Genomic DNA, 11,848 nt, shown 5'->3' with positions numbered 1-11,848 from the left:
CAGGCAACGCGCCCGCCGTCAATGGGCGCGGCCACCGGCCGGACGGGCAGGGACTACAGCCGCACGCCCAGCAGCGCGTCCACCGCCGTGCGCACCAGGCCCGGCGCCTCGGCGTCGGAACCGTTGCGGCGCAACGCCTCCGTCGCCCACGCGTCAATGGCCGTGAGCGCCTGCGGGGTGTTCAGGTCGTCGGACAGGTGGTCACGCAGGCGCGCCACGGTGTCCTCCGCCGGCGGCCCCGCGGGCAGCGAAACGGCCTCCCGCCAGCGCGCCAGGCGCGCCTCGGCCTCGGTGAGCACGTCCTGGGTCCACGTGCGGTCCTCGCGGTAGTGCCCGGAGAACAACGCCAGCCGGATCGCGCCCGCGTCCACGCCGTCGGCCCGCAGGCGCGAGACGAACACCAGGTTCCCGCGCGACTTGGACATCTTCTCCCCGTCAAGGCCGATCATGCCCGCGTGCACGTAGTGCCGCGCGAACGGGTGCGTGCCCGCCACGGCCTCGGCGTGCGCGGCGCTGTACTCGTGGTGCGGGAAGATCAGGTCCGAGCCGCCGCCCTGCACGTCGAAGGCCATGCCCAGGCGGTTGACGGCGATCGCGCTGCACTCGATGTGCCACCCCGGGCGTCCCGCGCCCAGCTCGGACTCCCACGACGGCTCCCCCGGCCGCGCGCAGCGCCACAGCAGCGCGTCCAGCGGGTGCCGCTTGCCCGCCCGGTCCGGGTCGCCGCCGCGCTCGGCGAAGAACCGGGTCATGGTCGCCTCGTCGTAGTTCGACTCGTAGCCGAACCGGCCCGTCGCGCCGTGGTCGAAGTAGATGTCCGGGTACTCCGGGTCGTCCGCGCGGTAGGCCGCCCCCGCCGCCACGAGCTTGCCGATGACCTCGACGATCTCCGGGATGCTCTCCACCGCGCCGACGAACTGCCGCGGCGGCACCACCCGCAGCGCCTCCATGTCCTCGCGGAACAGGGCGGTCTCCCGCAGCCCCAGCACGATCCAGTCGTCCTGGTCGCGCTCGGCGCGCTCCAGCAGGGGCTCGTCGATGTCGGTGACGTTCTGCACGTAGTGCACGTCGTGCCCGTTGTCCCGCCACACGCGGTTCACCAGATCGAACGCCAGGTACGTCGCGGCGTGGCCCAGATGCGTGGCGTCGTAGGGGGTGATGCCGCAGACGTACATGGTCGCCGTCCGGCCCGGCGCCGTGGGCCGCACCTGCCCGGTGGAGGTGTCGAAGAGCCGCAGGGGACGCGGCGTGCCGGGCACCCGCGGGACCGAAACCGAAGACCAAGTCTGCATGCCCTCCACCCTAAGTGCCGGTTCCGCGAGCCGTTCCGGACGGTGGGAAGGCGGTGATCAGCCGGTCGTCAGGCCCTTCAGCTGGGTCAGCGTGCCGAAGTACGTGTCCTGGTCGCCGGGCAGCGGGCCGGTGGTCGCGGACTGCCAGAAGCCCAGGCTCCAGCCGCCGGGCAGCTCGCCCGGGTCGGGCGCGTAGCGCGCCAGCCAGAGCACGTGGCTGCCGGAGAACACGGTGCTGTTGCCGGTGCACGCCTTCCACCAGCGGGTGGACGTGTAGATGATCGGCACGTGCCCGACGAGCGCGCGCAGCGTGGTGCTGAAATCGGTGATCCACGCCACCATCGCGTCCGGGGTCAGGCCGTAGCAGGGGGCCGCGCCCTGGGTGTCCTCCACATCGAGCACGGGCGGCAGCGACATCCCGTCGGCGTACCACTTGCCGTCGTGGTCGTGGAGGTAGCGGGCCTGGTCGGCACCGGAGCCGCCGTCCGGCCGGGCGTAGTGGTAGAGCCCGCGGATCAGCCCGGCGTCCTTGGCCGCGCGGAACTGGGCCAGGAAGTTCGGGTTGACGTAGCCGGTCCCCGCGGTGTCCTTGACGAACGCGAAGACCGCCCCGGCGGCCTTCGCCGCCGCCATGTCCGGCACGCCCTGGGACTCGCTGATGTCGAACCCGGCGAGGGTCTGCTGCGTCGCCTGCGCGGTCGTGACCGGCACCACGGTGGTCGCCACGGTGAGCGCGGCGAACGCGGCCACCCTTCCGATAATGCGAATCACCCTCGCGACGCTAGAACACCTTCCGCCCGGTCAGCCGCGCGACAAGATCGAATCCGACCGATCGAGTGATCAGCGCGGAAACGACGCCGACCACATCGCGACCAGCCCTTCCGTCAGCTCCTCCGACGTCGGCGCGCCCGCCGGATCCAGCAGCCACTGCACCGAAAGCCCGTCGCAGATGGCGATGACGAAGCTCGCGACGGCCTGGCAGCGGCGGTCCGCCGGATCGGTGCCGTCGCCCAGCGACTCCGCGACGAGCACCGCGACCTTCTCCCGGCACCGGCGGTACTGCCCGGCGAACTGCTCCCGCAGCGACACCGTCCGCTCGGCCTGCGCCAGTGCCTCCACATAGGACAGCAGCAGGTTCCGCGTCGAGGGCAGGCTGTCCAGCATCGCCGCCCACGCGCGCCGCCCGCGCTCGACCGGCGTCGCCGCCGGGTCGGCCATCGCGATGCGCGCGAGCTTGTCGGTCCACTCCTCGAACACCTCACCGATCGCGGCGTTCAGCAGACCGGCCTTCGAGCCGAAGTGGTAACCGATCGAGTGCAGGTTGGTGTCCGAAGCGGAGACCAGGTCGCGCGCGGTGATGTGCGCGTAGCCCTTCTCTTCGAGCAGGCGCCGCGCGGCGGCGAGCAGCTGTTCCCGGTGACCCACGTGTCGAGACTACCGATGGACAACGCGGCTTATACGCGCGTATAAAAAGAGGCGCCCGGCACACCGGCCAAGGAGGCGTTCCCGTGACCAGCACGTTGCCCCGCACCCGTTCCGCCACCCTGCCGCCGGGCCCGAAGCTGCCGGTACTGGCGCAGACGCTGCTGTTCGCGAACTTCCGCCACCGGCTGCTGCCGTACTGGCGCCGCCGCTACGGCGACGTCTTCACCGTGCGCCTCTACCCGGGGCGCAACGCGGTGCAGCTCGCCGGCCTCGACGACATCAAGGCCGTGTTCAGCGGCCCGGTCACGACCTTCCACGCCGGGGAGGGCAACGTCATCCTCAAACCGATCATGGGTGAGCACTCGGTGCTGCTCACCGACGAGGACGTGCACCTGCGGGCACGCAAGCTGCTGATGCCCGCGTTCCACGGCGCCGCGCTGCGCGGGTACCGGACGATGATCACCGAGCTGGCCGAGCAGGAGGTGTCGCGCTGGCCCGCGGGGCAGGTGTTCCGCTCGCACGAGCGGATGCAGGCGCTGACGCTGGAGATCATCCTGCGGGTCGTGTTCGGCGTCGGCGAGGGCGCGCGGCTGGACGAGCTGCGGCGGCTGCTCACCGACCTGGTCGACATCGGGGTCCTCGACCTGTTCGGCTTCCACAACGAAAAACTGCGCTCGTTCGGGCCCTGGCGCCGGTCGCGGCTGCTGCAGGAGCGGGTGGACGAGCTGCTGTACGCGGAGATCGCCGACCGCCGGGCGGCGCCGGACCTCGCCGAGCGCGACGACGTGCTCTCGCGCCTGCTGACCGTGCCCGCGGAGGACGACCGGCTGTCGGACGCCGAGCTGCGCGACCAGCTCGTCACGCTGCTGCTGGCGGGGCACGAGACCACGGCGACGGCGCTCGCGTGGTCGTTCCACGAGCTGGCGCGTGACCCCGTCCGGTTGCGCCGCGCACTGGAAGCCGCCGACTCGGGTGACGAGAAGTACCTCGAAGCGGTGGCCAAGGAGGCGATGCGGCTGCGCCCGGTGATCTCGGAGGTCGCGCGCCGCCTGACGGAGGAAGTCGAGGTGGGCGGCTACCTGCTGCCGGCCGGGACGACGGTGATGCCGTCGATCGCGCTGGTGCACGGCGACCCGGCGCACCACGCGGCGCCGGAGGAGTTCCGCCCGGAGCGGTTCCTGGCCGACGGCGGCCCGGCGAGCGGCACGTGGTTCCCCTTCGGCGGCGGCGTGCGCCGCTGCCTGGGCGCGGGCTTCTCCCTGCTGGAGGCGACGATCGTGCTGCGGGCCGTGCTGTCGCGGTTCAGCCTGGCGCCGGACCGCCCGCGCCCGGAGGGCTCACGGCCGCGGCACATCACGATGGTCCCCGCGCGGGGAGCGCGGATCTCCGTCACGCCACGGGCTTGAGGAAACCCTCCACCAGCGCGAGACTGCGGGCCCGCAGCGCCGCCCGGGCCTGCTCGTCGTACGCCTGCTCCGTCACGCGCGCGGGGCGGAGGCGGTCGAAGAACTCGCCCGTCGTGCCTTCCAGCGCGGGTTCGACGGCGAGGCTCCGGACGGCCTCCACCCCCGACTCCAGGGAGTCCACAGTGGACCCGATCTCGGACAGCACGATCTTCGTCGGCATGTACGTGCCCGGGTGCAGGCAGGTCGCGGTCAGCCGCGCGGGCGCGAACCGCCCGGCCAGGTCGAAGCAGTGCATGATCTGGGCGAGCTTGCTCTGCCCGTAGGCACGCGTGCCCGAGTAAGCGCGTTCGAGCATCAGGTCGCCGAAGTCGAGCGGGTGCTGCCCCAGCGACGCCACGTGCACCACCCGCGCGGCGCGCCCCTCGCGCGCCGAGGAGGTCAGCAGCGGCAGCAGGTTCTCCGTCAGCAGGAACGCCGCCAGGTAGTTCACCGCGAAGCGCAGCTCGTGGCCATCGCGGCTGGTGCGGCGCTCGCGTCCGTCGGGCTCGCCCGAGCCGATGCCGGCGTTGTTCACCAGCACGTCGAGGGTGCCGGCGCGCTCCCCGATCTCCTCGGCCAGCCGCGCCACCTGGGCCAGGTCCGCCAGGTCGGCGGTGACGGTGACGGCACCGCCGGCCTCGGCCGCAACCCGCGCCAGCTTCGCCGGGTCGCGGCCGTGCAGCACGAGCCGGACATCGGGGTCGCGGGCCAGCCGCAGCGCGAGCGCGCGGCCGAGCCCGTCGGTGGCACCGGTGATCGCGACGGTGGTCAACGCCGTCACCGCCGCCGCGTGCGCAGGTAGTCCCCCACCACGGCGGCGCCGAGGCCGTCGAGGTCGGGCGCCACGACGCGGCCACCGGAACGGCGCGCCAGCAGGTCGACGAAGGCCTCCAGCCGCGGGTCGTCACCGAGGCGGAACACCGTCAGCGCCGCGCCCAGCTTCGCCAGCCGGTCCACTTCGGACACCGTCTTGTACAGCGTCTGCGGCTGGGGCGGGTAGTCGAACACGGCCTCCCCGTCCGGCTCCAGGTGCGCCGTCGGCTCGCCGTCGGTGACCATGAGCACCACCGGCTGCGCGTCCGGGTGCCGCCGCAGGTGCCTGCCCGCCAGCAGCAGCGCGTGGTGCGCGTTCGTGCCCTGCTCCCACGCGCCTTCGAGTCCGACGAGCTCCTCCAGCTCCACCGACGCGGCGTAGCGGCCGAACGTGACCAGCTGCAGCGCGTCGTTGCGGAACCGCGTCGAGATCAGCTGGTGCAGCGCGAGCGCCGTGCGCTTCATCGGCAGCCAGCGGCCCTCCTGCACCATCGACCAGGACGTGTCGACCAGCAGCGCCACCGCGGCCCGCGACCGGTGCTCGGTCTCCACGACCTCCACATCGGACACGTCCAGGCGCACCTGGCCCCCGCCCACGGACGCCGTCCGCAGCACGGCGTTGCGCACGGTCCGCGACGTGTCCCACGGCTGCATGTCGCCAAACTGCCATGGCCTGCTGGCGCCCGTCGGCTCCCCCGCCGCGCCCGCCGACTCCTGTTCCCGCTGCCCGGCCTTGCCCCGCAGCGAGTTCACGACGTCGGCCAGCGCCGTCTCCCCGAGGCGCCGCAACGCCTTGGGCGACAACCGGAGCGACCCGTCCGGTGCCCGCTCGAACAGGCCCTGCCTGCGCAGCTCCCGCTCCAGCTCGGACAACCGGCGCGCGTCCACGCCCGCGTCCTGGCCCAGCTGGCGCTCCAGCGCCTCCAGGTCGATGTCCTCCAGCCGCGCGCCCGGATACGACTGCCCGAGCTGCTCGGCGAGCGCGTCCAGCTCCGCGAGGTCCTGCATCGCCTGCGCGCCCTCGCCCATGCCGAGCGGGTTGCGGCCGCGGAACCGCGCCGAGGACGTCCAGTCCTCCCCCGGCCGCAGCGCCCGCAGCTGAGCGTCCAGATTGGACAGTTGCTGGGCGATGCGCGGGTCACCGAAGGCCTGTTGCGCCAGGCTCATCAGCTCGTTGCGCTGCTCCTCGCTCATCGAGTTCATCATGCGCTGCGCCGCCGCGGCGCGGGCCGCGAGCGCGTCGATGAGCTCGTCGACGTTCTGCGGGTTCTCCGGGAAGAACTCGCCGTGCTCCCGCATGAACTCGGCGAACCGCTCGTCGACGTCGTCCGCGCCGCGCGCGTGCGCGTCGAGCAGCTCGTTGAGGTCGCTCAGCATCTGGTTGACGCGTTCGACGTCCTCCGGGCTGGTGTTCTGCAGGGCCTGTTTCATGCCCTCGAACCGCGATTCGAGCATCTCCCGGCCGAGCAGGTCCTGGATCTTCTCGTAGTTCTCCCGGCCCTGCTCCGAACGCCACTGGTAGTCCGTCAGCTCGCGCACCGCGGCGGCCGTGCCCGGCGGCAGCGCGTCGAGCTCCGCCTCGGCCAGCCGCGCGTCGTCCGACGGGTCCGGGAACAGCGTGCGCCGCTCGGCGTCCAGCGCCTCGCTCAGCAGCCGCTGGACCTCCTGCAGCGTGCCGTCGAGGTTGTTGCGGCGCTGGATCTCCGAGCGCCGCTGCCACACCCGCCGCGTCAGCTCGTCGAGGCCGGAGGTGCTGCGCGTGCCGCGGCGCAGCAGCTCCTCCAGCGCCGAGCGGGGCGACGTGCCGCCCATGACGTCCTGGCCGATCTCGTCCAGCGCGTCCCGCAGGTCGATCGGTGGGGCGAGCGGGTCGGGCCCGTCGTGCCACGGCCCGTATGAGTAGCCCTCCGGGGTGGTCACGGCCCGTACACCGCGGTGGTGTCGTCGGAGTCCTTGGCCAGCTGCCGCGCCAGGTAAAGCGACTCCAGCGCCAGCTCGACAGCGGCCGCGATCCGGCCCGGCGGGTCGTCCGCCGACACCCCGGCGCGCACCGCGACCTCGTGCAGGACAGGCAGCTCAGGCAGCGCGGCGAGCACCTCCGAACCCGGCACCTTCTCGCCGGTGGCCACCAGGTGCCCGTCGGCGACGGCCTCGACCAGCGGACGCAGGTTCAGCCCGCCGAAGCGGTCCCGCGCCGTCTCGGCCACCGCGCGACGCAGCAGGTGCACGAGGTGCTCGACCTCGCGGCCCTCCTCGCCGGGCTCGAACTCGACCTTGCCGCGCAGCACCGACGGCACCGCGTCGAGGTCGACCGGGCGCGCCACCGCGGGGTGCTCGCCCGTCAGCGCGGAACGCCGCAGGGCCGCCGCCGCGACGGTCTCCGCGGCCGCGACGGCGAACCGCGCGGACACGCCGGAGCGCTGGTCGATGACGGTGGACTCCCGCAGGTTCCGGACGAACCGGGCGACGACCTCCAGCAGCGGCTCGCCGACCTCGGCGACGAGGTTCGCCTCCTGGCGCACCACGTCCACCTCCGCCGAGAGCTCCAGCGGGTAGTGCGTGCGGATCTCCGCGCCGAACCGGTCCTTGAGCGGGGTGATGATCCGGCCGCGGTTGGTGTAGTCCTCGGGGTTCGCGGTGGCCACGAGCAGCACGTCCAGCGGCAGCCGCAGCGTGTAGCCGCGGACCTGGATGTCGCGCTCCTCCATCACGTTCAGCAGCGCGACCTGGATGCGCTCGGCCAGGTCGGGCAGCTCGTTGAGGGCCGCGATGCCGCGGTGCGCGCGCGGCACGAGTCCGAAGTGGATGGTCTCGGGGTCGCCGAGGCTGCGGCCCTCGGCCACCTTCACCGGGTCCACGTCGCCGATCAGGTCGCCGACGCTGGTGTCCGGGGTGGCCAGCTTCTCGGTGTAGCGCAGGCTGCGGTGCAGCCACGTGACGGGCAGGTCGTCGCCGAGCTCGGCGGCGCGGCGGATCGAGGCGGGGGTGATCGGGGCGAGCGGGTGCTCGGCCAGCTCGCTGCCCTCGATGACGGGGGTCCACTCGTCGAGCAGCCCGGCCAGGGTGCGCAGCAGCCGGGTCTTGCCCTGGCCGCGCTCGCCGAGCAGCACGACGTCGTGCCCGGCCAGCAGGGCTCGTTCCAGCTGCGGCAGGACGGTCCGGTCGAACCCGACGATGCCCGGCCACGGGTTCCGGCCCTCGCGCAGGGCGTCGAGCAGGTTGGCGGCGATTTCGGTCTTGATCCCGCGCGGCTGGTGACCGGCCGCGCGCAGCTGTCCCGCGGTGCGGGGCAGGTGTTCGGGTACGGGGTTCACCCCTACGAAGCTAACCCCGCATCGCCGGATCGTCGACGTGGAGCAGCTCCAGCACTCGGCACCGGTACTCTGGATCTCCGTGTGCTGCCCGAGTGCGACCCTGACCGTGTGGACCTCCGCGTGGCTTTCCGGCTCCGCGGCGCCCGACGACGTGCTCGACGCGCTGCTCGTGTGGGGCGAGGCGCACGAGGTGGTGGCGGCGGACGCGGAGTCGGCGGTGGGGCTGGACCTGCCGCTCGCCGGTGACTTCCCCGCCAGCCCGGTGCAGCTGCTGGCCGCGCTGCGCGCCCGGGGTGCCTCCGACGCCCGGCTGGTGCTGCCCGTGCCCGGCGACGTGCGGGGGCTCGGTGGCGGCGGCGCGCTCGCCGAGGCCGCGTTGCGGGCCGGGGAGGCGATGCTGCTGCCGTCGCTGGGGTTCGGCCTGGTGCCGCTGCACATCGCCGAGGGCCTCGTGCGCTGGTCGGTGTACAAAGTGGACAGTCCGCTCGGGCCGGAGTACGTGGGGCTCGCCGAGGCCGAGCACGGCCTGACCGACGCGATCCGCGACTCCGCGGGTGCGCTGCAGGCGCTGGACGTGGCGAAGGACCGGCCGGGGGTGCGGGCCGAGCTGTCGGCGTGGCTGCGGGCGCGGCCCCGGCCGCAGTGGCCCGCGGGCACGCCCGGCCGCGCGCTGCGCGTGCTGCAGCGGGCGGAGGAGGTGGGCGCGATCCTGGCCGTGGCGGAGATCGACGAGCCGGGCGGCGCCCTGTCCGCGTCGGCGGCCACGCTGCGCGCGGACGCGCTGCGCCCGCTCGGCAACGCCGTCCGCCTGGCCCGCTACGCGGCGGTGAACGAAGCGGTGCGCCTGTTCACCGACCAGGCCGACCGGCCGCAGTAAGGGCTTACCGCGAGGGCCGCCGCACCGGCTGGCAGCAGCCCACGGCGCAGGGCGCGCCGTTCACCGTGCAGCCCGCCGCCGGGAAGTCCGACAGCTTCCGCGCCGGGGCGCCCGACAGGTGCTCGCGCACCAGCTCGGCCACCAGCTCCGCGAACCGCGGGTCGGCGTTCGGCGTGGCCACGCGGGCGAAGCCCATGCCGTGCTCCGCGGCGCGCTCGGCGGCCTCGTTGTCCAGGTCCCAGATCACCTCGAGGTGGTCGGACACGAACCCGACCGGGCAGACGACCACCGCGGGCACGCCCTGGGCGTGCAGCGCGTCGAGGTGGTCCACGATGTCCGGCTCCAGCCACGGCACCTGCGGCGGCCCGGACCGCGACTGCCACACCACGTCGTACTCCGCGACGCCCGCCTCGGCGGCCACGAGCCGCGCGGCCTCGGCGATCTGCTTCGAGTACCGCCGTCCGCCCTCCTCGGGCGGCCCGGCGGCCAGGTCGGCGCTGTCCGGCACCGAATGCGCCGTGAACACGGTGCGGGCGTTCTCCAGGCCCTTGTGGGCGTCGCGCAGCGCGTCGGCGAAGGCGGAGACGAACAGCGGGTGGTCGAAGAACTGGCGCAGCTTCGTCAGCTCCGGCGCGCCCTCGCCCACGGCGGCCCGCGCACGCTCGATGTCCTCGTCGTACTGCCGGCACGCGGAGTAGCCGCCGTACGCGCTCGTGGGGAACACCAGCGCCCGCCGCACGCCGTCGGCCTTCATGCGCGCGAGGGTGTCCTCCACCATCGGGTGCCAGTTGCGGTTGCCGAAGTACACCGGCAGGTCGACACCCTGCGCCGCCAGCTCCTTCTCGACCGCCGCGATGGCCTCGCGGTTGAGCCGGTTGATCGGCGAGATCCCGCCGAAGTGCTGGTAGTGCTCGGCGACCTCGGCCAGCCGCTCCCGCGGCACGCCCCGGCCGCGCGTGACGTTCTCCAGGAACGGCATGACCTCGCCGGGTCCCTCGGGCCCGCCGAACGACAACCACAGCAGCGCGTCGAAACTCACGGTGACCATCCTGCCGCTATGACGCGCCCCACGCGCGGCCGGGCCGGAACTTCACAGCCCGAGCGCGTGCACCCCGCCGTCGACCCACACCATGGAGCCCGTGGTGGCCGGGAGCCAGTCCGACAGCAGCGCGCAGATGCTCTTCGCCACCGGGGTGGCGTCCTCGGCGTTCCAGCCCAGCGGCGCACGGTCGCCCCACCCGCCCTCCAGCTCGCCGAAGCCCGGGATCGACTTGGCCGCCATGGTCTTGAGCGGGCCCGCCGACACGAGGTTCACGCGGATGCCCCGCGGGCCCAGCTCGCGCGCCAGGTACCGGTTGACCGACTCCAGCGCCGCCTTCGCCACGCCCATCCAGTTGTAGGCGGGCCATGCGACGCGGGCGTCGAAGTCCAAGCCCACGATCGACGAGCCCTCGCCCAGCAGCGGCAGGCACGCCACGGCCAGCGACTTGAGCGAGTACGCCGACACCTGGACCGCCACCGAGACGTCCTCCTTCGGCGCGTCCAGGAACGGCGCGCCCAGGCACGTCTGCGGCGCGAACGCGATCGCGTGCAGCACCCCGTCGAGGCCGTCGACGTGCTCGCGCACCCGGTCGGCCAGGGTGTCCAGGTGCTCCTGATTCTGCACGTCCAGCTCGATCACCGGCGCGGGCTCGGGCAGCCGCTTGGCGATGCGCTCCACGAGTGACATCCGGCCGAAGCCGGTCAGCACCACCTTCGCGCCCTGTTCCTGCGCCACCCTGGCGGCGTGGAAGGCGATCGAGGCGTCGGTGATGACACCGGTGATCAGCAGCCGCTTACCTTCGAGCAGTCCGGGCAAAGCCAGTCCTTTCTACAGTGGGAAAACTCAGTGGCCCATGCCGAGGCCGCCGTCCACGGGCAGCACGGCGCCGTTGACGTAGGCGGCCTCGTCGGACGCCAGGAACCGCACGGCGCCGGCGACCTCGGCGGGCTCGGCGTAGCGGCCGGCCGGGATCTGCGCGAGCGCGGCGGACTTCTGTTCCTCGTTCAGCGCGTCGGTCATGTCGGTCTTGACGAACCCGGGCGCGACGACGTTCGCGGTGATGTTGCGGGACCCCAGCTCGCGGGCGAGCGAGCGGGCCAGCCCGACGAGCCCCGCCTTGCTGGCCGCGTAGTTGACCTGCCCGGCGCCGCCGGAGAGCCCGACCACTGAGGAGATGAAGACGAACCGGCCCCACCGGGCGCGCAGCATCCCGCGGGACGCGCGCTTGGCCACCCGGTACGCCCCGGTCAGGTTGGCGTCGACGACGCTCGTGAACTGCTCCTCGCTCATCCGCATGAGCAGCGTGTCCTGGGTGATACCGGCGTTGGACACGAGCACCTCGACCGGGCCCTGGTGCTCCTCGACCTGCTTGAACGCGGCGTCGATCTGCTCGGCGTCGGTGACGTCGGCCTGGACGCCGAACAGCCCCTCGGGCGCGCCCGAGCCGCGGTGCGTGACGGCCACCTGGTGCCCCTGCTCGGCCAGGTCCCGGGCGATCGCCAGGCCGATGCCGCGGTTGCCGCCGGTGACCAGTACGGACCGTCCCACGTGCCCACTCCTCGTGCTTCGTTTCCGGATGTGCCGGGCTGAGGTTATCCGCCGCCGGGCCGCCTGTCCGCACCCGCCACCGCTACCCCTCG

General features: G+C 73.3%; 11 protein-coding genes. 2 read left to right on the top strand and 9 right to left on the bottom strand.

The window, feature by feature from the left end; translation table 11 throughout:
• Window positions 1-53 precede the first annotated feature (53 nt).
• The 3 genes from mshC to FHX82_RS19990 all read right to left on the bottom strand — a co-directional run bounded on the left by mshC (window position 54) and on the right by FHX82_RS19990 (window position 2,717).
• Window positions 54-1,292 carry a cysteine--1-D-myo-inosityl 2-amino-2-deoxy-alpha-D-glucopyranoside ligase gene (gene mshC, locus FHX82_RS20000; RefSeq protein ID WP_145936218.1) on the bottom strand — a complete coding sequence of 413 codons (1,239 nt, stop codon included), beginning with the start codon at window positions 1,290-1,292 and terminating at the stop codon, window positions 54-56.
• 57 nt (window positions 1,293-1,349) lie between these two features.
• Window positions 1,350-2,063 carry a GH25 family lysozyme gene (locus FHX82_RS19995; RefSeq protein ID WP_229880641.1) on the bottom strand — a complete coding sequence of 238 codons (714 nt, stop codon included), beginning with the start codon at window positions 2,061-2,063 and terminating at the stop codon, window positions 1,350-1,352.
• A gap of 69 nt (window positions 2,064-2,132) precedes the next feature.
• On the bottom strand, window positions 2,133-2,717 hold the full coding sequence (locus tag FHX82_RS19990) for a TetR/AcrR family transcriptional regulator (protein WP_145936219.1): 585 nt from the start codon (window positions 2,715-2,717) through the stop codon (window positions 2,133-2,135).
• A gap of 83 nt (window positions 2,718-2,800) precedes the next feature.
• Between FHX82_RS19990 and FHX82_RS19985 the strand changes: the two genes are divergently transcribed.
• Entirely contained in the window at window positions 2,801-4,123 is a 1,323-nt protein-coding gene (locus FHX82_RS19985) for a cytochrome P450 (RefSeq protein ID WP_145936220.1), read from the top strand.
• Here the strand turns inward: FHX82_RS19985 and FHX82_RS19980 are convergent.
• Genes FHX82_RS19980 through FHX82_RS19970 form a run of 3 tightly spaced genes read right to left on the bottom strand, consistent with a single transcriptional unit; the run spans window position 4,107 to window position 8,289 of the window.
• Entirely contained in the window at window positions 4,107-4,943 is an 837-nt protein-coding gene (locus tag FHX82_RS19980) for an SDR family NAD(P)-dependent oxidoreductase (protein ID WP_145936221.1), read from the bottom strand. The two genes, FHX82_RS19985 and FHX82_RS19980, sit on opposite strands and share 17 nt — an antisense overlap.
• A complete protein-coding gene (locus FHX82_RS19975) occupies window positions 4,940-6,895 on the bottom strand; it encodes a vWA domain-containing protein (protein ID WP_145936222.1) in 1,956 nt (651 codons plus the stop codon). The genes FHX82_RS19980 and FHX82_RS19975 overlap by 4 nt, the downstream gene beginning before the upstream one ends.
• A complete protein-coding gene (locus FHX82_RS19970) occupies window positions 6,892-8,289 on the bottom strand; it encodes an ATP-binding protein (protein WP_145936223.1) in 1,398 nt (465 codons plus the stop codon). The genes FHX82_RS19975 and FHX82_RS19970 overlap by 4 nt, the downstream gene beginning before the upstream one ends.
• Window positions 8,290-8,368: 79 nt before the next feature.
• On the opposite strand from FHX82_RS19970, the gene FHX82_RS19965 reads away from it, so the two are divergent.
• Window positions 8,369-9,166, top strand: a complete 798-nt coding sequence (locus tag FHX82_RS19965; protein ID WP_183176713.1) for an Rv1486c family protein — start codon at window positions 8,369-8,371, stop codon at window positions 9,164-9,166.
• Window positions 9,167-9,170: 4 nt separating this feature from the next.
• Here the strand turns inward: FHX82_RS19965 and FHX82_RS19960 are convergent, their stop codons facing one another.
• Genes FHX82_RS19960 through fabG form a run of 3 tightly spaced genes read right to left on the bottom strand, consistent with a single transcriptional unit; the run spans window position 9,171 to window position 11,756 of the window.
• Window positions 9,171-10,205 carry a ferrochelatase gene (locus FHX82_RS19960; RefSeq protein WP_145936224.1) on the bottom strand — a complete coding sequence of 345 codons (1,035 nt, stop codon included), beginning with the start codon at window positions 10,203-10,205 and terminating at the stop codon, window positions 9,171-9,173.
• Window positions 10,206-10,256: 51 nt separating this feature from the next.
• Entirely contained in the window at window positions 10,257-11,024 is a 768-nt protein-coding gene (gene fabI / locus FHX82_RS19955; RefSeq protein WP_145936225.1) for an enoyl-ACP reductase FabI, read from the bottom strand.
• A gap of 27 nt (window positions 11,025-11,051) precedes the next feature.
• Window positions 11,052-11,756, bottom strand: coding sequence for a 3-oxoacyl-[acyl-carrier-protein] reductase (gene fabG / locus FHX82_RS19950; RefSeq protein WP_145936226.1), 705 nt, complete (start codon window positions 11,754-11,756; stop codon window positions 11,052-11,054).
• Window positions 11,757-11,848: the final 92 nt, after the last annotated feature.

The sequence above is a fragment of the Amycolatopsis bartoniae genome (assembly GCF_014191255.1).
Classification (GTDB): Bacteria; Actinomycetota; Actinomycetes; order Mycobacteriales; family Pseudonocardiaceae; genus Amycolatopsis_E; species Amycolatopsis_E bartoniae.
The sequence above is the reverse complement of the archived record's forward strand: the minus strand, read 5'-3'. Positions and strand labels throughout refer to the sequence as shown.